The organism is Lysinibacillus sp. RU7, from assembly GCF_057837305.1.
In genome coordinates, this window is sequence record NZ_JBYQFK010000013.1 from 23,125 (window position 1) to 40,779 (window position 17,655).

25 protein-coding genes and 1 riboswitch are annotated in these 17,655 nt (G+C 37.2%); of the genes, 17 read left to right on the plus strand and 8 right to left on the minus strand.

The window, feature by feature from the left end; genetic code table 11:
- The first annotated feature begins 9 nt into the window (after positions 1-9).
- Positions 10-402, plus strand: a complete 393-nt coding sequence (locus tag AC3II9_RS10970) for a carboxymuconolactone decarboxylase family protein (RefSeq protein WP_431029816.1) — start codon at positions 10-12, stop codon at positions 400-402.
- A gap of 43 nt (positions 403-445) precedes the next feature.
- On the opposite strand, the gene AC3II9_RS10975 is transcribed toward AC3II9_RS10970, so the two are convergent.
- Positions 446-916 carry a glutathione peroxidase gene (locus AC3II9_RS10975; RefSeq protein ID WP_489155412.1) on the minus strand — a complete coding sequence of 157 codons (471 nt, stop codon included), beginning with the start codon at positions 914-916 and terminating at the stop codon, positions 446-448.
- Positions 916-1,356, minus strand: a complete 441-nt coding sequence (locus tag AC3II9_RS10980; protein ID WP_489155413.1) for a MarR family winged helix-turn-helix transcriptional regulator — start codon at positions 1,354-1,356, stop codon at positions 916-918. The genes AC3II9_RS10975 and AC3II9_RS10980 overlap by 1 nt, the downstream gene beginning before the upstream one ends.
- A gap of 197 nt (positions 1,357-1,553) precedes the next feature.
- Here AC3II9_RS10980 and AC3II9_RS10985 point away from each other — a divergent pair, with 197 nt between their 5' ends.
- Positions 1,554-2,402 carry a DegV family protein gene (locus AC3II9_RS10985; RefSeq protein ID WP_489155415.1) on the plus strand — a complete coding sequence of 283 codons (849 nt, stop codon included), beginning with the start codon at positions 1,554-1,556 and terminating at the stop codon, positions 2,400-2,402.
- An 11-nt stretch (positions 2,403-2,413) separates the two neighbouring features.
- Here AC3II9_RS10985 and AC3II9_RS10990 read toward each other — a convergent pair whose 3' ends face one another.
- Genes AC3II9_RS10990 through AC3II9_RS11000 form a run of 3 tightly spaced genes read right to left on the minus strand, consistent with a single transcriptional unit; the run spans position 2,414 to position 4,592 of the window.
- The gene (locus AC3II9_RS10990; protein ID WP_489155417.1) at positions 2,414-3,619 is read right to left on the minus strand and encodes an MFS transporter; all 1,206 of its coding nucleotides are present in this window, start codon (positions 3,617-3,619) and stop codon (positions 2,414-2,416) included.
- Between the two features lie 55 nt (positions 3,620-3,674).
- On the minus strand, positions 3,675-4,151 hold the full coding sequence (locus tag AC3II9_RS10995; protein WP_489155419.1) for a hypothetical protein: 477 nt from the start codon (positions 4,149-4,151) through the stop codon (positions 3,675-3,677).
- Positions 4,152-4,592 (minus strand): hypothetical protein, encoded by a 441-nt coding sequence (locus AC3II9_RS11000; RefSeq protein ID WP_489155421.1) that lies wholly within the window; start codon positions 4,590-4,592, stop codon positions 4,152-4,154.
- Between the two features lie 254 nt (positions 4,593-4,846).
- On the opposite strand from AC3II9_RS11000, the gene rpmG reads away from it, so the two are divergent.
- The 4 genes from rpmG (at position 4,847) to AC3II9_RS11020 (ending at position 8,183) form a co-directional block, all read left to right on the plus strand.
- The gene (gene rpmG / locus AC3II9_RS11005) at positions 4,847-4,996 is read left to right on the plus strand and encodes a 50S ribosomal protein L33 (RefSeq protein WP_008408521.1); all 150 of its coding nucleotides are present in this window, start codon (positions 4,847-4,849) and stop codon (positions 4,994-4,996) included.
- 136 nt (positions 4,997-5,132) lie between these two features.
- Positions 5,133-5,708, plus strand: coding sequence for a 5-formyltetrahydrofolate cyclo-ligase (locus tag AC3II9_RS11010; protein WP_489155423.1), 576 nt, complete (start codon positions 5,133-5,135; stop codon positions 5,706-5,708).
- A 6-nt stretch (positions 5,709-5,714) separates the two neighbouring features.
- Complete coding sequence (locus AC3II9_RS11015) at positions 5,715-5,915, plus strand: YqgQ family protein (protein ID WP_391371764.1); 201 nt, start codon at positions 5,715-5,717, stop codon at positions 5,913-5,915.
- A 372-nt stretch (positions 5,916-6,287) separates the two neighbouring features.
- On the plus strand, positions 6,288-8,183 hold the full coding sequence (locus AC3II9_RS11020; RefSeq protein ID WP_489155425.1) for an LTA synthase family protein: 1,896 nt from the start codon (positions 6,288-6,290) through the stop codon (positions 8,181-8,183).
- An 88-nt stretch (positions 8,184-8,271) separates the two neighbouring features.
- On the opposite strand, the gene AC3II9_RS11025 is transcribed toward AC3II9_RS11020, so the two are convergent.
- Positions 8,272-8,454, minus strand: coding sequence for a DUF2759 domain-containing protein (locus AC3II9_RS11025; RefSeq protein WP_391371770.1), 183 nt, complete (start codon positions 8,452-8,454; stop codon positions 8,272-8,274).
- Between the two features lie 451 nt (positions 8,455-8,905).
- Here AC3II9_RS11025 and AC3II9_RS11030 point away from each other — a divergent pair, with 451 nt between their 5' ends.
- Both AC3II9_RS11030 and AC3II9_RS11035 read left to right on the plus strand, forming a co-directional pair.
- Positions 8,906-9,739 carry an N-acetylmuramoyl-L-alanine amidase family protein gene (locus AC3II9_RS11030; protein ID WP_489155544.1) on the plus strand — a complete coding sequence of 278 codons (834 nt, stop codon included), beginning with the start codon at positions 8,906-8,908 and terminating at the stop codon, positions 9,737-9,739.
- Positions 9,740-9,827: 88 nt separating this feature from the next.
- On the plus strand, positions 9,828-10,478 hold the full coding sequence (locus AC3II9_RS11035; protein ID WP_489155427.1) for an MBL fold metallo-hydrolase: 651 nt from the start codon (positions 9,828-9,830) through the stop codon (positions 10,476-10,478).
- Between the two features lie 41 nt (positions 10,479-10,519).
- Here AC3II9_RS11035 and AC3II9_RS11040 read toward each other — a convergent pair whose 3' ends face one another.
- Positions 10,520-10,762, minus strand: a complete 243-nt coding sequence (locus tag AC3II9_RS11040) for a DUF2626 family protein (RefSeq protein ID WP_391371776.1) — start codon at positions 10,760-10,762, stop codon at positions 10,520-10,522.
- 114 nt (positions 10,763-10,876) lie between these two features.
- On the minus strand, positions 10,877-11,578 hold the full coding sequence (locus AC3II9_RS11045; RefSeq protein ID WP_489155429.1) for a helix-turn-helix transcriptional regulator: 702 nt from the start codon (positions 11,576-11,578) through the stop codon (positions 10,877-10,879).
- Between the two features lie 234 nt (positions 11,579-11,812).
- Here AC3II9_RS11045 and comGA point away from each other — a divergent pair, with 234 nt between their 5' ends.
- The 9 genes from comGA (at position 11,813) to gcvT (ending at position 17,653) form a co-directional block, all read left to right on the plus strand.
- Positions 11,813-12,808, plus strand: a complete 996-nt coding sequence (gene comGA / locus AC3II9_RS11050) for a competence type IV pilus ATPase ComGA (protein ID WP_489155431.1) — start codon at positions 11,813-11,815, stop codon at positions 12,806-12,808.
- Positions 12,808-13,866: a competence type IV pilus assembly protein ComGB gene (comGB, locus tag AC3II9_RS11055; RefSeq protein WP_489155433.1), complete on the plus strand. Its 1,059-nt coding sequence runs from the start codon at positions 12,808-12,810 to the stop codon at positions 13,864-13,866. Before comGA ends, comGB begins: the two co-directional genes overlap by 1 nt.
- 11 nt (positions 13,867-13,877) lie before the next feature.
- On the plus strand, positions 13,878-14,189 hold the full coding sequence (gene comGC / locus AC3II9_RS11060; protein WP_391371788.1) for a competence type IV pilus major pilin ComGC: 312 nt from the start codon (positions 13,878-13,880) through the stop codon (positions 14,187-14,189).
- A complete protein-coding gene (locus tag AC3II9_RS11065) occupies positions 14,186-14,617 on the plus strand; it encodes a prepilin-type N-terminal cleavage/methylation domain-containing protein (RefSeq protein ID WP_489155434.1) in 432 nt (143 codons plus the stop codon). The genes comGC and AC3II9_RS11065 overlap by 4 nt, the downstream gene beginning before the upstream one ends.
- On the plus strand, positions 14,610-14,924 hold the full coding sequence (locus tag AC3II9_RS11070; protein ID WP_489155436.1) for a type II secretion system protein: 315 nt from the start codon (positions 14,610-14,612) through the stop codon (positions 14,922-14,924). Before AC3II9_RS11065 ends, AC3II9_RS11070 begins: the two co-directional genes overlap by 8 nt.
- On the plus strand, positions 14,894-15,346 hold the full coding sequence (locus AC3II9_RS11075; RefSeq protein ID WP_489155438.1) for a hypothetical protein: 453 nt from the start codon (positions 14,894-14,896) through the stop codon (positions 15,344-15,346). The genes AC3II9_RS11070 and AC3II9_RS11075 overlap by 31 nt, the downstream gene beginning before the upstream one ends.
- A complete protein-coding gene (locus AC3II9_RS11080; RefSeq protein ID WP_489155439.1) occupies positions 15,324-15,515 on the plus strand; it encodes a hypothetical protein in 192 nt (63 codons plus the stop codon). Before AC3II9_RS11075 ends, AC3II9_RS11080 begins: the two co-directional genes overlap by 23 nt.
- A 29-nt stretch (positions 15,516-15,544) precedes the next feature.
- Positions 15,545-16,057, plus strand: a complete 513-nt coding sequence (locus AC3II9_RS11085) for a shikimate kinase (protein ID WP_489155441.1) — start codon at positions 15,545-15,547, stop codon at positions 16,055-16,057.
- A gap of 128 nt (positions 16,058-16,185) precedes the next feature.
- Positions 16,186-16,279: riboswitch (glycine riboswitch) on the plus strand.
- Positions 16,280-16,567: 288 nt separating this feature from the next.
- Positions 16,568-17,653, plus strand: a complete 1,086-nt coding sequence (gene gcvT / locus AC3II9_RS11090; protein ID WP_489155443.1) for a glycine cleavage system aminomethyltransferase GcvT — start codon at positions 16,568-16,570, stop codon at positions 17,651-17,653.
- Positions 17,654-17,655 lie beyond the last annotated feature (2 nt).

Below are 17,655 nucleotides of genomic sequence, written 5' to 3' on the forward strand. Positions count from 1 at the left end.
GTGGAGGGGATGAAGATGGATCGTTTTCAAAAGGGATTAGAAACGATGAAAGACTATGTAACAGAGGATGCGCTCAAGCAAATGGTCCAATCAGATGCTTTAGCCGATATCGCGCCAGATTTACGCAAAATGATTGTGGAGTTCGCGTATGGGGATATTTATTCACGTGAAGGGTTAGGCAAGAAAAAGCGTGCGCTCGTTGTTATTACAGCCGTTGTCACACAAGGGGCTGCACCGCAAACAAAAACACATATTACGCGCGGTTTACATGCAGGGTTAACACCAAAGGAAATTGTCGAGGCACTATTACAACTTGTGCCGTATATCGGTTTCCCGCGTGTACAAAATGCGCTAACTATTGCGCAAGAAGTGTTCCGTGAGAAAAAATTAACAGTGAAATAACGAAAAGGCGAGGTTGTTAAGTGACAACCTCGCCTTTCTAATATTATAAATATTTTTCAATTTCTTTTTCAAATTTTGTTGGCTTATCGGTTGGGCCGAATCGCTTAATAATGTTCCCTTGTTTATCAACTAAAAACTTGGTGAAATTCCATTTTACCCTTTTCCCTAGTAGCCCTTTTGTTTCTTCTGTGACGAGCTTGAATAGTGGGTGGGCATTTTCCCCGTTTACTTTGATAATTTCATGCATCGGAAATGTCACACCGTATGTTAAACGGCATGCTTGAGAGGCTTGATCGGCAGTACCGACTTCCTGTTTAAATTGATTGGATGGAAAGCCAAGTACAACAAAATCACGGTTTGCATATTTTTTATATAAGGCTTCTAGTTCTTCGAATTGTCCGACTAAGCCACATTTCGTCGCTGTATTCACGATCAGCATTGTTTTTCCTTTGTAACGTTCTAGTGTGTATGTTTCCCCAGTATCCGTTGTTACCTCAATATTATAAATTGACATTACATTTCCCCCTTGTTCATCCTTGCTAGAAAGTCATTTAATTGATGTACATGTTCTTTTAATGCCGGTCCTTCGCTGAGGAGGAAATCAGAGCAAAATAGTTTATTGATGATTGCCTGTTCAATTTTAGGTTGAGTTTCTTTTGCAAAAGGTGTAAGCGAAAAATGGGCTGCGCGCTTATCTTGTGACGAGGGTGTTTTTTGTACCCAGTGTTTTTCAACAAGTTTTTGTAGTACGGGGTTTAATGTACCGATACCTAGACAAAGCTTTTCGCACAATGAAGAAGTAGTTTGTTGATCTTCTTCCCATAATGCAAGAAGTACTAAGTATTGAGGATATGTTAAACCAAATGGCGCTAACGTTTTCGCATATAGCTTCGTAAATTGATTGGCCGCTTTATACACCTCAAAGCAAAGTTGGTGCTCTAATTTTTGCATCATACGTCTCATTCCTCCCTTATTTATATCGTATACGATATAAATTTGTTTGTAAAATGATATGTTTTACAAAAAAATGTCGAAAGTATGTCGAGATAACGAGAAAATTATTCATACATGACAATTGTCACTATACGCAAACGCTTTCATTTTATAAAGTGAAGAACGATAATTATATACAACAAGGAGATTCATACATTTTGACAAAGATTGCATGGGTTACAGATACAGGTGCATTATTGACACCAGCGTTTATCGCACAACATAATGTACATGTTTTGCCATTAAATATTGTGTTTGAAGAAGGGGCATATCGAGAAACGATCGATATTACACATAAAGAGTTTTACGAAAAGCTACGTGCTACAAAAGTACATCCGACATCGTCACAACCTAATTTTGGGGAGCATGTTGCTCTATATGAAAGCTTAAAGGAGCAAGGGTATGATGTAGCAATTGCGATTCATACGTCGGGTCGGCAATCAGGTACCGCTTCTAGTGCACCAATGGCAGCACAGCAAGCGGGCTTTACATCCTATACCATTGATTCGATGATTGGATCATATCCAATGCAAAAAATGCTTGAAAAAGGATTTGAACTTGAAAAACAAGGCGTTACTCCTGAAGAAATTGTAGCTGAAATTGAAGCATTGTGTCCACGTTCGGAATTATCATTCATTCCAGCCAACTTAGAAAAGCTACATAAAAGTGGCCGAGTATCCGGAACGGCGATGTTTTTAAGTAATTTATTAAACATTAAGTTAGTCATTTCTTATGATAAAGGTGTTTGTGTCGTAACGCAAAAAGTACGTGCGGAAAAGCGTGCGAAAAAGGCGATTACAGATCTTTTAGATAAGGCGTTAACAGAGTCATCTGTCACGGAAGTAGCAGTTATTCATACGAATAATGTAGAAGGTGCACTCGCATGGAAAAAAGAATTAGAAGTGAGTTATCCAAATATCAACTTTATCATAACAGAACTGTCGGCAGTTGTTGGCGCACTAACAGGTGAAGGTACGCTAGGGTTAAGCTGGGTTCGGGGGGAATAACAAAAGAAGCTTTAGTGTCGTGCTAAAGCTTCTTCTTTTTTTGAAATTGTCCGATAAGCAATCGCTAGGAAACTGGCGATAATAAGGAAAAGAGCAATAAAAGCAACAATCCCATTCCAACCGTAGTGTAGCCAGAAAAAACCGCCTGTTGTTCCGCCAATACTCGAACCGAAGTAATAGGCAAACAAGTAGAGGGAAGAAGCTTGGGCTTTATCTTTTTTAGCGCGGACACTAACAGCCCCACTCGCGATAGAATGGGCGCCGAAAAAGCCGAATGTGAAAATCGTAATGCCGATGATTTTCGTAAATAAGCTAATCGGTAAGGTAAGTAGTGCACCACAAAACATAATTATGATTCCGGCAATCAATACTTTTTGGCGACCAAAACGATCAGATAAGCTACCAAACCATGTCGAACTAAAGGTACCTACTAAATAGATGATAAAAATCCAGCCAACGACTGTTGCACTAAGTGAATATGGCTCGTCTAATAGCTTATAGCTGATGTAGTTAAATAATGTCACAAAGCTTCCCATCAGCATAAAAGCAATACCGAATAAACTCATTAAACCAGGGTCTTTTACATGCTGAAATAATGATTTTGTTAATGCTTTTAACTTTAGTGGACGTGCTTTGAAATGTTTGGATGGTGGAAGAGCCCACACAAAGTACAAGCAAATAAAAATACTCAAGACACCAAGGGAAATGAGCCCGATTCGCCAAGTGAAAAAGTCCGTCATTGTGCCCATAATAATTCTTCCGGCTAAACCACCGATGGAATTTCCGCTAATATAAAGCCCCATTGCCACCCCTAGACTGGATGGGTCCATTTCTTCCCCTAAATAAGCCATTGCAATGGCGGGGACTCCTGCTAACACAAAGCCTTGTACCCCACGCAATATAAGGAGCGATTCAAATGATGGGCTAAATGCTAACAGGAGTGTTAATAAGGAAGAGATGATAATTGACATGGTCATAATCTTTTTACGACCCCATGCTTCAGAAAGCGAGCCAAATAAAATGAGACTAAAAGCGAGTGTGACAGTGGCGATAGATAGTGATAGGCTCGCTGTTGCAGGTGTAATATGAAACTCTTTTGAAAAGGCGGGCAATAATGGTTGTGTAATATATAAATTAGCAAATGTAATAAATCCTGCTGCAAAAAGTGCCAAATTCGTTTTTTTAAACTCTTTTGTGCCTTTATGAATATATGCCATCAAATTCTTCTTTCTATTATGTAGTGACGAAATGATTTTTGGTTAAAGATTTCAATTACTCCACTTTTTTACCTGTCAGTGTTTTGGCCATTTGTTCTAACGTCATACCGGAATGGAGTTCAAAATGTCCTTTTTGAATGGAACGTGAATATTCTGGTTTGGCTAAATACAATTCAAGTTCACGCCCGTTTTTAATAATCCCTGCATCTTCCGCTTGCTTGCCGATATCGTATAAACTAACACCTTCATAAATAATAACGGTGCCATATACTAAATCTTCGTCTGTAGTTTCATTTGTTTGTGTGTTGTCTTTTTCGTCACTTGTAACTTCTATTGGTTTGTCCGTTGTAGGGTCTTGTAACCGTGTAATTTGTTCGTTTGCCTCTGCTAATTGCTGTTCAAGTTGAGCGATTTTTTCTTTATATGTAGATGCCTTTTCTTCTGAAATCGGCTGATCGATTCGACCTATTAGTGTAAATAAAGCGCCTGCTAAAAACAAGCCGATTCCAATGCCGCGCAATGTTTTTTTCATTTATACGCCCCCATTCGCTAAAATGCCTTGAATTTGTTGTGGGGTTAATGTCGAGCGCTTACTAATTTCTTCAATGGACAACCCTTGTTTATTGAGCTCAATCACTTGACTCACTAAAATGCTATGCACAGGTTGAGTAGTTGCTCGTTGCATAGGTTGTTGTACGGTTTGCGCTGCTTTTACTTGCGCAGCCACTTGTTGAAATGTGGCCATTGGGTCCTTTTTTGCTGGTGTTTTAGGTGATTGCACTTTGAAACTTGGTTCAAGTAACAATTCTTCTTCTACGATTTTTAACCGGCGTTTCATGCTATTTGTTTCTTGGTATATGCTAATCGATAGTTCCTCTAAGTCTTTTTCTAGCTGTTTAGAAGAATCTTTAAAGAAAAATGATAAGACGATAAAAATAACCCCAACGCCCATGACGATTAATGAGATGTCCATGAATAGTCCCTCCTATTTGTAGTCAATTTTAAGCAATTCCACCTCGGCGAAATTGCGTCTAGATTGTGAATTGAACTGTGTTTGTACAATCGACTCTATTCAAATGCTAAATGAATGAAGATAAAATTATTATAACAAAACTTAGTATGATTTGATGCTAGATTTTTTAAAAGAATGTGGTATAATGGGTAAGTCGTATAAATCATGCTCAAATTTTTAATGATAATTCTTGAATTAGAGTGGGAGGGTTAATGATGCGCGTAAACATTACTTTAGCTTGCACAGATTGCGGCGAACGTAACTACATTTCTAAAAAGAACAAGCGTAACAATCCAGAGCGTCTTGAACTTAAAAAATATTGCTCTCGCGAGAAGAAATACACTCTTCACCGTGAAACGAAGTAATCGCTCTATTAGCCAAAGCCACTTGTGGTTTTGGCTTTTAGTTTGTATGGATAGGGAAAGTATTCGCATGATACACTAATTCGCATTATTTTGATGTGAGTTGTGTATTGCTAAAAGTGGAAAGGTTGCGAGCATAGTGGATAAAAAAATACTACGTAATGAGATGAGACGACGTTTAAAGCAAATGGATGAAGCCACTTATTTGCATCGTTCACGTCTTATTCAACGACGTTTATTGCAAGAGCCTTCCATTGTAGAAGGAAAAACGATTGCTGTGACGATGTCTCGGTTTCCTGAAGTGGAAACACGTGAAATCATACAGGCTCTTTGGCAGCTTGGAAAAACGGTCGCCGTACCAAAGTGTCAATCACAGACGCATGAAATGGATTTTTATATGATTGACAACTTCAATCAGTTAGAAATTGTTTATTTCGGGATTGAGGAGCCAATCCTTACACAAACAAAGCGTATTTCAAAGCGAGAAATTGATATTATCATCGTACCAGGAATCGTTTTTAATAAAGCAGGATATCGGATAGGATTTGGTGGGGGATATTACGATCGTTATTTAGTGGACTATTTAGGAGAAAAAATATCCCTTGCCTTTGATGAACAAGTAACAGAACAGGTTCCTATAGAATCACATGATATGCCTGTAAATATTATTTTGACAGATAAACAACGTATACTTGCCCGCAAATCGGAGGAATAGACGAAGATGAAAACAATGATTGATATTTATGATTTATTAAAACAATTTGGGATATACATTTATACAGGTGATCGCCTTGGTGATTTAGAACTAATTGAGGACGAGATTAAGGAACTATTTAAATCGCGAATGATTGAGATGGAAGTCTATCAAACAGCCTTATTATTAATTCGTCAGGAAGAAAGAAGATTAAATACGCGCAATTAATATGTTATTGTGTTATAATGGATATTAGTTTTGTTATAAGAGATTGATGCAGTTGGGAATTCCAGTGACTTTACAGGGGAATTTTAACGAAATCGCCCTTTGTGAACAGTGGAAAATTCCACTGTTTTCCTATTTTTTGGCTAGAGAAATTGATGTCTTCATGGAGATGTACAAAAATATGTCTTTATTATGCAACCTTTATTGAATAGAAACGTACTAATTATGGAGACAATGCAAAAGATGTTGTCCCAAATATTCTGGCTATTCAAGGTTGAGACAAATAATATTGATTATTGAGGGGAAAACGATTAATATATTGTTTGTTTCAAAACACTACAAAAAGTATTTTTATAACTGGAGAGGATGTTAAGGATGAAAGCAATGAAATGGCCTAAACATTCGATATTAGCTTTTGCAATTATTGCTACATGGATTAAAACCGTAATCGCATATGTAACAAGTTTTGATATGAGTATTGACAATGGAATGCAGTATTTTATTCTATTTATCAACCCACTAAGTTTCTTGTTGTTTGCTTACGGTATATCGTTATTCTTTAAATCAGCAAAAGTGCGTAATCGATATATTATCTGGATGAGTTTAGTGCTATCGATCGTATTGTATGGGAATGTAGCCTTTTACCGTTTTTATAACGACTTTATTACGTTGCCGGTCTTGTTCCAAACAAGTAATTTTAGTGACTTAGGAACATCGGCTGCTGCGATTATAAACTGGTTTGACTTTTTATATTTCGCGGATGTGATTTTATTAATTATTTTAGTAAAAATGTTACCAACATTAAAAGAACAATTTACGATTCGCAAAGAAGTTCGTCGTGCTTATTTTGTGCTATCTGTAGCCATGCTATTCTTAAATTTAGGACTTGCGGAAACAGAACGTCCACAATTATTAACACGTAGCTTTGACCGCGAATTATTAGTAAAAAATATCGGTACGTATAACTATCATTTATATGATATTTATGTGCAATCAAAGTCATCTGCTCAGCGTGCACTAGCGGACGGCAGTGAATTAGTTGAAGTAAATAACTATGTGCGAGCAAACCAAGCATCACCGAATGAAGAATTATTCGGGAAGTATGCGGGACGTAATGTGATTTTAGTATCGATGGAATCGCTTCAAAGCTTTGTCATCAATAATGACATGAATGGAGAGGTTGTAACGCCATTCTTAAATTCATTAACGAATGACAAAGACACATATTATTTCAGTGATTTTTATCATCAAACAGGACTTGGTAAAACGTCAGATTCAGAGTTTATTGTAGAAAACTCATTATTCGGCTTAGGTCGCGGTGCGGTATTCTTCACGCATGGTGAGAACACATATAACTCGATGTCAGAACGTTTAGGGGAAAATGGATATTTCACAAGTGTGATGCATCCAAATAATAAATCATTCTGGAACCGTGATCGTATTTATCAATCACTTAATATCGATAAGTTTTATGATATTAACTCGTATACAATTGGTGAAGGTGAAGCAGTAAACTGGGGGATGAAGGATATTCCGTTCTTCGAGCAATCTGCACAGTTGATGGCTGAGATGCCAAAGCCGTTTTATACACGAATGATTACGTTAACAAACCATTATCCGTTCTACTTAGATGAAGAGGATAAATATATAAATGAATACACTTCAAACTCAGGTACATTAAATCGTTACTTCCAAACAGTTCGTTATATGGATGAATCGATTAAACTATTCTTTGATGACTTAAAAGAACAAGGTTTATATGAAAACTCTATTATCGTATTATATGGTGATCATTATGGTATTTCAGAAAACCATAATAAGGCAATGGAGATGTACTTAGAGAAGGAAGGAATTACGCCTTACGACACGGCGTTACTTCAATCTGTACCGTTATTTATTCATATTCCAGGTGCTAATGATGGCGGGGAAATAACGGAAGCAGCTGGTCAAATAGATTTACGTCCAACAATTCTTCATTTACTAGGCATTGATACATCAAAAGATATGCAACTTGGTGCGGACCTGTTTTCGGAGGAGCATGAAGACTTCGTAATTTTCCGTGATGGTCGATTTGTAACCGATGAATTGGTCTATGCGAATGAAGTATGTTATGATCGTACAACAGGTGAGGCAACAGCGATTGAAGCGTGTCAGCCATATGTAGAACGTGCAACAACTGAACTTGAATACTCAGATAAAATCATCAATGGCGATTTGCTTCGTTTTTATGATCCAAAAACAGGCTCACTACTTGATGAAAAAACAAAATAAAGCGAAGGCATTTGCCTTCGCTTTTACTATTTTAACGAATCAAAAAACAGCCTAGCATATGCTAGGCTGTTTTTTGGGTTAGTTGTTATTAGTGTGTAGTAGGTGGATAACCTGCGTTTAGTACTGTCATAATGACGAACCAGCCAAGAATAGCTGCTCCCGCAAAATGAAATACTACAGAAAGAAGATTTTTTTCTTTAATTCCTTGGAATGTGCCCACTACACAAATGATAGCGATAAGTCCAAAAATAACCATTAAAATCCAATGCATGATATAAGGCACTCCTTTCGACATTATTAAAGAATGTCACAAACAATATTCCTTCTATATTGTATAGCTTTCCAGTAGTTTTGTCGAGGGCAAAAAAATGACGTTTATTTGAATTTCTTCTAGAAGAATAAAGAAGACGAAACAACTTGTAAATGTTTGTGCATAATGTGTAGCTTAGTGTGATTAAGTGAAGGATACTTTCAGTTTTCTACCAAGTTCAATTATTTATTCATGGCATTGAAGCAAATGATAGAGGTAAGGGGAATTTTTTTAGTAACAATCGTCCAATGCATAATGAGAAGTTTGAATAGAGTAAATAAGTAGGGACTAAAGAATTACTTAAAGAACTTACGCTAAATATACGTATTTTGATTCAATACAGTACATGTTTTGGTGAAGAGCCAGTCTTTTTTTATAAAAACTTTGAAAGGATGAGAGCATCGTTACAGTCATTTTAACTCGTTCAACCGATGTATATGTAACATTGTCAGAGCGTGCCAGAATTGCTAATGAAGCTAATGCCGATTTGTTCGTATCATTCCATGAAAATAGCGCCTCAAGTCCATCTGCAACAGGGTATGAAGATTATATTTCACCTACAGCCCAAAATATTACTGTTTCCGTGCGAGGTGCTTTTCATCGTGTAGTAACAGAGTTTCTTACACAAAAAGGCATTCAAAATCGCGGTATGAAATCCGCGAGCTTTCAAGTATTACGTGAAACAACAATGCCAGCTATTTTAGTAGAGCATTTGTTTATTTCTAACCGGAATGATTTAATGTTACAAACAGATGTGAATTTTATAAACGAAGCGGCTCAAATGTACGCTAGAGCTATTAGAGCTGCGTTAGGAACGATAGGAAAACCAAATGGTACAGTCTGTTTAGATGCAGGGCATGGTGGGGAAGATGCAGGGGCAACAAACGGAAATGAATATGAGAAAAACCATGTGCTTAGACTTGTATTACAGATCAAGTCTATTTTAAGTGGGGCACAAATAGATCTTTCAAATAAAATAGGGTATAAAGTTGTTGAAGGGGCGAATGCTTTTCGGATTCAGTCTGGGAGGTATGAAACGAAAGTAAATATGTTGGCAGCGATGAACGAAGCGTTACAGCAACAATATTTATACTATGCACAGGAGCTTAATTCTAATAGTGACGAAAAGGGATGGCGTTTTATTAGTGGTAAATATACTACCCAATTAGATGCACGTATTGCTGCGGAAAGGGCGCTTCGTGATGGAAAGTTAAAGTATGTAACACTGATTGGGACGATAGAATAATAGATAGCAGTTTTTGTCGATGTAGAGTGGTTATATGCGGCAGTATCGTTTACAATTTACTTGATACAGAAATGAGGAGGCAGTATTCATGGCAAAGTGTAGTGTTCGCATATATCCTTTAGGACCAATACAAACAAACTGTTATATCGTCAGCAATAAAAGTAAAGAGTGTATTATTTTTGATCCCGGTGAAGAAGGGGCACGTTTAGTAAAAGAGATTAAAACAAATAACTTAAAACCACTAGCAATTTTTTTAACGCATGCGCATTTTGATCATATTGGTGCAGTAGATATTGTACGGGAGACATTCGATATACCGGTTTATATTCATGAAAAAGAAGTAGACTGGCTAACGGATCCGTTAAAAAATGGTTCAGGCAAATATTTTGAACTGCCAAATTATACAGTAAAGGCACCATTAGAAGAGCATATTATTCGCACAGAGCAAACGTTTGAAATAGGGAGCTTTCAGTTTAAAGCCGTATTTACGCCAGGCCATTCGCCAGGGAGTGTATCGTATGTATTCGAAGAAGATGGTTTTGCGATTGTGGGGGATACATTATTTGAAGGTAGCATCGGGCGCACAGATTTAATAGGTGGTTCGATGCAAGTACTATTAAAATCAATCCACGATAAGTTGCTAACATTAGATGAAGATATAATTATTTATCCAGGACATGGCGACTATACAACGCCGGCTGCTGAAATGGAGAATAATCCGTTTTTAAATGGGTTTTAATGATATAAGAAAAGCGTACCGCTGACGCGATACGCTTTTTATTAATGTCCGGCACCCGGTACGTGCATGAATGTTGCATAGTACGTAAATCCAGCAAAAAAGATTGTTAAATACGCACCAAAAATGTACATGTACATACGTTCTGAAAGGTTTAAGAAGCCTAATAATAAGAATAATCCAGTATTACCTACGAATAATAGCGAAACCTCAGACATATGTCCTAGATAGAACATAACAGCAAAAATACCTGTCCAGAAAGCCAAAACTTTATACATATTAGCCATTTCAATTTTCCCTCCTTTGGCGAGTGAATACACTAGTCTCCCGTATATTATAAATGATGTGTATCGATAATGTAAACTGTCACTTAAGTGAACTTTGTGACAATCACGTGTAAATTATGATGTTACTCGTTTTACGTGAATTTCGTATTTACAATGTTCACATTTATGTAACATGTTTTCCGTTTGAATAAATTCATTTTGTGAAAATAATGCATCAATTTGTCCACGTAAATAAGCTTCGTGTAATGTACAAATAAGATTTTGATAAAGTGGCAATTGGTTATGGAAAGGACAATTGTAAATTGTAAACTGAATGATTCTTTGCGTATCTTGTTCTGCAATGTGTGGCACGTAGCCAATGAGTGCAGCACGTTCTGATAATAGGTTTACTTTTTCCTCGAATGTTAATGAGGATTTAGCCCGTGAACATAGGCCTTTCATCTCCTCAAGGCCTTGTATATAGGCAAGCTCTTTCCCTTTGTCCATTGCTTCTTCACCGAGCGAGTTTACTAATTGGAGTAAAATATTAAAAAGAAGCGGTTCCTCTCGCTTTGGAAAAGTTAATGCAATGCCTTCTTCCGTCGCTTTATAAAGACGCCCAGGACGACCACCTTTCCCCGTTTTGACGAAATCCGCTGTAACTACTTTAATTTCAGACAGTTTTGTCAGATGGAGCCTTGCAACGTTTGGATGAATTTGAAATTGATTAGCAATTTCTTGAACAGTAAATGTACGTTTGTTCTGTAACATAAAATTATAAATTTGAAATCTTGTTTCATCAGCTAAAGTGCTTGTAATTTTTAACGGATGTAACAATTTGCTTCACCTCGTTTTCTCTATTTTATTATAGTGTATATTGTGTAGGAAGCCCACCTTTTTGTAACGGAATTTGCTATTTATTACATCACAATTCTTATCGCCATGATGAAATTTTGAAAAAGACGTCAAAATTAAATTTTGCCCCTTTCTATTTCCTTTTGTGAAACCTCTGACTATAATGATGGCATAGATAGCGATATGCCCATTATTTATACAAAAGAGGTGTATAGAATGGAGCATGAGACAATCATTGCAACTCAAAGCGAGCAGTTAATTTTAAAAGCATGTCATTTTGGTGCATCCGATATTCATCTAGTTCCGACAAAAGACCAGTATTCCATTTTCCTCCGCAAATTTGGAAAACTAATCGAAATGGGGACGTTGCCAGATGAAATGGGGATGCGGGTTATTTCATATCTAAAATACTTATCTTCTCTTGATATTAGCGAAAAGCGCAAGCCGCAAAGCGGGGCGTTTCAAAAAGAAATTGAGCACAGTATGTATGCTTTTCGTATATCTACTTTACCTTCTATATATGCAAAAGAAAGCGTCGTTGTACGTATATTACGGCAAAATGTAGCTTATCCACTTGCGTCACTTTGTTTTCATCCTCAAACTGCTCATGTCTTAACACAGCTTGTACATCATAGACAAGGGCTCCTATTAATTACTGGAGCGACTGGTTCAGGTAAAACGACAACTTTATATTCTTTAATTCGATATTGCCGTTCAACCCTTTCACGCCATGTCATTTCTTTAGAAGATCCAGTGGAAAGTAGCCAAGAAGATTTATTGCAAATTCAAGTAAATGAGCGTGCGGGTGTTACATATGCCGCCGGATTAAAGGCCATTTTAAGACACTCGCCGGATGTTATTATGATTGGCGAAATACGCGACCGTGAAACAGCACGGATTGCACTAGAAGCCGCATTAACGGGACATCTTGTCATCTCAACAGTGCATGCAAAAGACACAGTCAATTGTTTATACCGTTTAATGGACTTAAGTCTTTCAATCGAAGAACTGAGACAAGCACTTGTGGGGATTGTAGCGCAAACATTAATCTATGTAGAGCAAAATGATGAGCGCAAGGCACTTTTTGAAATTTTGAGTGATACCGCTTTAGATGAAGCGATTACCGTCACAAAGAATGGAAGTGTGTATGCGTTAGCAAAAGAGTTAACATTAGAAGCACAAATACTTGGCATCCAAAGGCTGTATATATAATGTTCATGCAGTTATTCACATATATTCGACCAAGTAATCGTATTCAAGTCATTCAGTTACCACAGCTACTTAGTAGAACGAGTATATTGCTTGAAGAAGGTTATACATTTGCGGAGTGTATTGAAATGTTACTTCCGTATCATGTAAAAGACTATCCAAAATGGAAACCAACATTTGAACAAGTATTTCAAGACGGTGTAGGGCCGACTACTATATTTGCGTTAATGGGTATGAAACGGCAATACCTTTTATCCATTGAATTAGCTGAAATGACAGGAAATCTGTCACATACTTTATCGATTGTTGGCAATCAAGTGCAGTTTTCTGAGGAAATGAAACAGCGAGTAGCGAAATTGCTTGTTTACCCAGTCGTTCTGTTTATGTTAATTGTTGGTTTATTTATCGTGTTTCGTCTCCAATTTTTGCCCAATATACAGCAAATGATGTATACGCGTGTTGGTTATAGTAATACATCAAGTATTCAGTGGTCTAAATTTTTCTTACACATGCCAGATTATATTATCGTACTAATTGTGTTGCTTATCGGCTGGCTTGTCTTAAGCATAGCGTACGTTAGCCGTAAGCGAATTGATTTACAATTAGCCTTGTTATTAAAACTCCCGTTTATTCGCTATTATTGGCGCTTATTAATGACAAGGCAGTTTTCAAGAACGCTTGGCGAGTTGTTATTAACGGGCTTTTCATTGCAGGCCGCGTTAGAACATTTAATGGCACAACCTCATCAAAAGCAACTAGCTTATATTGCCTCAGTTATTCAGCAAAGGGTGATATATGGCGATGCATTATCTCAAGCGGTTATTTTATCTCCCTTTTTTTATCCGAAATTTGATCATTTTATTGCGCACGGTGAACAGAGTGGACTTCTTGGGCGCGAGCTTATTTTGTATGCAGAACTATTAGATAGTAAGTTGCAAAATGGGATTAAAATGATAACGAAAATCGTTCAGCCAATGTTATTTATCATTATTGCCATTTGTATTGTTGCAGCATATTTAAGTATTTTACTACCTATGTACAATATGTTGGATGTCATATAGGAGGGTTCAAGATGTTAAATAATAAAGGATTTACTTTAATCGAAATGTTAATTGTATTGCTCATTATTTCGGTCCTTATTTTAGTCACCATCCCGAATGTCACGAAGCATTTTGCGACGATTGACGAAAAAGGGTGTAGTGCGTATGTTTCTATGGTTCAAGGACAAGTAGAGGCATATAAAATTGATACGATGAAATATCCGACGGTGTCTCAGTTAATCGATGAAGGCTATATTTCAACTGAGGAAGCAAAATGTCCAAGTGGTGAAAAAATACTAATAGAAACAGATGGGAAGGTGATTGTAGAAGGGGGAACCCCATGATTCGCCAACAATGTGGTTTTACATTAATTGAGACGTTGGTTGTTTTGGTGATTTTCAGTGTACTAACAACAGTAGTCATTTCTTTTTCCTATCACCACCTAAAAGTAAATCAATACGAACAAGCGATTGAAAGATTTAGATTAACCTTACATCTTGCTCAGTTAACAGCGCAACAACAAAAGAAGGAGGTAAGTGTTTATGTCATAAATCACAAAGAAGTAGGTTCAAATATGTCACACCAAGATTACCGATTGAACTGGATGGCACCAGAAGGAATGACGATTCACATTCATACAAATAGGCGGCGCATTGTATTTAACGTGAAAGGACATGTGCAAGAATTAGGAAAAGTAGAATTTACCACGCCTCAAAAAAGCACGAAGTATAGTATGAATTTATCGAAAGGTAGGTTGCGCTTAGTTGAATGAACAAGGTATGACATTAATCGAGACGATTTTAAGTATAGCGATATTATCGCTCCTCGCAATGACCTTGTTACCTTTTGCAAACCAGTTAAAAGGTCAATTGTTTGATCAAAAAATAACGTATTATGCGAGTGAAGTAGCTTATAATGGTGTAAAACAAGTGGTAACAACAGGAGTGACACAAGGTACGATAACCATTGAGGATCTGGACTATAATTGGCGTTATAAACATGGTGAGATTTGTGTTGACTATTCCAATTGGAAGGGGCCACAGTTAATGTGTATCAAATCAGAAGAAATGATCGAATAAGCGAAGATGGCTTTACATTTATAGAAGCACTGTTACATTTACTACTCTTTGTTATATTTGCACAGCTCATCTATTTTTTAGTGGTGGAATTTAACGAATTATCCGGAATGCAACAAAAAAGAGTACAGGCAGACTGGGAAATAGGTGTTACGGATATTAGTCACTATTTACCCTATGATAGCGTAGTGACGGTATCAGCAGATGGCTTAACGGTGAACGTGACAACACCGCATCACACATACGATATTCGGTTTTTAAATGAAACTTTATGGAAACGCCAAAAGAGCGGGAATGAAACATTGTTAACAGGTGTAAAAAATGCCACATTCGTTTTAGATGAGAACAAGCTAACTTTAAAGGCACAGCTAGAATCAGGTGTGAAGAAGGAGCGGATATTTATTGTGGTACAATCTGTGGAATGAATATGGCGCACTTTTTCCGATTACGATTGTTTTATTATTTTTGTTGACAAGTGCTTGTGTTACGTATGCAGTCACATTTCAAATGGAAATAAAAATTTATAACACATTGGAATTGTCGAATGTTCGTGCTACGATTGATATACTAAATGTATTAATCCATGAGTTATAATTTTTGAAGTGATAAAGAAGGTGATTGGCGTGCGGAAAATTTATTTAGTAGGTTTTATGGGGTGTGGGAAAAGTGCTATTGGACGACGATTAAGCTACTTTTTAAAAATGCCCTACTACGATATGGATCATGAAATCGTTAGACAGCAAGGGATGACGATTCCAGAAATTTTTGAAAAGTATGGAGAGGAACGTTTTCGCCAGATTGAAACGGAATTTCTACAAAACTTTCGTAACGAGGCATGTATTATCGCAACGGGTGGAGGAGTAGCAATGAAAGAAGAAAATCGCCGGATTATGCGAAGAACGGGATTAGTTTTTTTTCTAGATGCTACCTTTGAAGATATTTATGTTCGAATTCGTAATGATCAAAATCGCCCGATTGTGCAACGTTCTTCAAAAGAAGAATTACATGAGCTGTATCAAAATAGGAGAAAATATTACAGAGACGTAGGACACATTCAAGTATTAACAGAAAATCGGTCAATTCGACAAATTGTTGAATATATCGGGTTTCAAGTGAATCGTTTGAAAGGCGAATGAAATTTTGTTAAAGAAAAATAATGTTCGCCTTTAGATGTTTTTTAAAAAAAGATTGCCTTTTCATCAGTTAAAATGTTAGGATATGGCTAAGAACGTCTAGATAAACACGAATGTTGAATAGTAGGCGGATGAGTGTACGGGGAGAGAACGTGAAGTGGCGTCGCCGAAGGAGCAAGTAGCAAGGGCTATGAATCTCTCAGGCAAAAAGACTCGTACAGGACGCATCTCTGGAGAGCGCCGGAAAGCCGGCCACCAAAGGGGAAAGCTTATGTATGTGGTGTGAAGCCAATAATAGGTGATACTTTCAGGTGCAAGGACAGAGAATTCCGATTAACGGGATTCGTCTGTCCTTTTTTAGTGGATAAAAAAGTGTAAATTTTACGGGAATCCACATATAGAAAGGAGATCATCTTCACTTCCTTTTTGTCGAGATGTATCTTTCTAATATTGAAACATTCGTACTATGTGTTGAATGAATTTGAAAAAATACAGGATTTTAGGAGGGGTTTTATGAGTAACTTAAAGCGCACACCGTTATTTGATGCTTATAGTAAATACGGTGGAAAAACAATTGATTTTGGCGGTTGGGAATTACCTGTACAGTTTTCTTCAATTAAAGAGGAGCATGATGCGGTACGTAATCGCGCTGGTTTATTCGATGTATCCCATATGGGGGAGATTTTTGTAGAAGGACCAGATGCAGAAGCCTTTTTACAAAAACTATTATCAAACGATATTTCAAAAATTCAAATTGGTGGAGCACAGTATAGTGCAATGTGTTATGAATCTGGTGGCGTTGTCGATGATTTATTAACATATCGTTTAGATGAAAATCGTTATCTTTTATGTGTCAATGCAGCAAACATCGAAAAAGATTATGACTGGATGGTAGCACAACAATTTGGCGATGTTACCATTACAAATCAATCGAATAACTACGCACAAATTGCGTTACAAGGTCCTTTAGCAGAGGAAGTATTACAACAGTTAACGTCAGAAAACTTAAGCGATATCAAATATTTTAAGTTTAAAGAAAATGTTGAAATTGCAGGTCATCCAGTGCTTGTATCACGTAGTGGCTATACAGGTGAAGATGGATTTGAACTATACGGTACGCCAGAAGCCATTATTGATTTATGGGATAAAATTTTAGCAGATGAACGTGTTGTACCAGCAGGACTTGGGGCGCGTGATACATTGCGCTTTGAAGCTTGTTTACCGCTTTATGGACAAGAATTGTCAAAAGATATTTCGCCGCTTGAAGCAGGGATTGGCTTTGCGGTGAAGCTAAATACCGATTTCATTGGTCGAGATGCGCTGGCAAAACAAAAAGAAGAAGGCTTATCTCGTAAAGTAGTCGGAATTGAAATGGTTGGTAAGGGGATTCCGCGTCATGGCTATAAAGTGTTGAAAGACGGAACGGAGATTGGTGAAGTGACAACAGGAACACAATCACCGATGACAAAACGCAATATCGGTCTAGCCTTAATAGACACAAAATTCAATGAAGTCGGAACAGACATCGAAATCGAAATTCGTGGCAAATTAGTTCCAGCAGTTGTAGCTGCAACACCGTTTTATAAACGAACAAAATAATT

Coding starts and splice junctions, on each gene's coding strand:
- AC3II9_RS10970 (WP_431029816.1), top strand. CDS start 10: ATGAAGATGGATCGTTTTCAAAAGGGATTAGAAACGATGAAAGACTAT.
- AC3II9_RS10975 (WP_489155412.1), bottom strand. CDS start 916: ATGTCAATTTATAATATTGAGGTAACAACGGATACTGGGGAAACATAC.
- AC3II9_RS10980 (WP_489155413.1), bottom strand. CDS start 1,356: ATGATGCAAAAATTAGAGCACCAACTTTGCTTTGAGGTGTATAAAGCG.
- AC3II9_RS10990 (WP_489155417.1), bottom strand. CDS start 3,619: ATGGCATATATTCATAAAGGCACAAAAGAGTTTAAAAAAACGAATTTG.
- AC3II9_RS10995 (WP_489155419.1), bottom strand. CDS start 4,151: ATGAAAAAAACATTGCGCGGCATTGGAATCGGCTTGTTTTTAGCAGGC.
- AC3II9_RS11000 (WP_489155421.1), bottom strand. CDS start 4,592: ATGGACATCTCATTAATCGTCATGGGCGTTGGGGTTATTTTTATCGTC.
- rpmG (WP_008408521.1), top strand. CDS start 4,847: ATGCGCGTAAACATTACTTTAGCTTGCACAGATTGCGGCGAACGTAAC.
- AC3II9_RS11015 (WP_391371764.1), top strand. CDS start 5,715: ATGAAAACAATGATTGATATTTATGATTTATTAAAACAATTTGGGATA.
- AC3II9_RS11020 (WP_489155425.1), top strand. CDS start 6,288: ATGAAAGCAATGAAATGGCCTAAACATTCGATATTAGCTTTTGCAATT.
- AC3II9_RS11025 (WP_391371770.1), bottom strand. CDS start 8,454: ATGCATTGGATTTTAATGGTTATTTTTGGACTTATCGCTATCATTTGT.
- AC3II9_RS11035 (WP_489155427.1), top strand. CDS start 9,828: ATGGCAAAGTGTAGTGTTCGCATATATCCTTTAGGACCAATACAAACA.
- AC3II9_RS11040 (WP_391371776.1), bottom strand. CDS start 10,762: ATGGCTAATATGTATAAAGTTTTGGCTTTCTGGACAGGTATTTTTGCT.
- comGA (WP_489155431.1), top strand. CDS start 11,813: ATGGAGCATGAGACAATCATTGCAACTCAAAGCGAGCAGTTAATTTTA.
- comGB (WP_489155433.1), top strand. CDS start 12,808: ATGTTCATGCAGTTATTCACATATATTCGACCAAGTAATCGTATTCAA.
- comGC (WP_391371788.1), top strand. CDS start 13,878: ATGTTAAATAATAAAGGATTTACTTTAATCGAAATGTTAATTGTATTG.
- AC3II9_RS11065 (WP_489155434.1), top strand. CDS start 14,186: ATGATTCGCCAACAATGTGGTTTTACATTAATTGAGACGTTGGTTGTT.
- gcvT (WP_489155443.1), top strand. CDS start 16,568: ATGAGTAACTTAAAGCGCACACCGTTATTTGATGCTTATAGTAAATAC.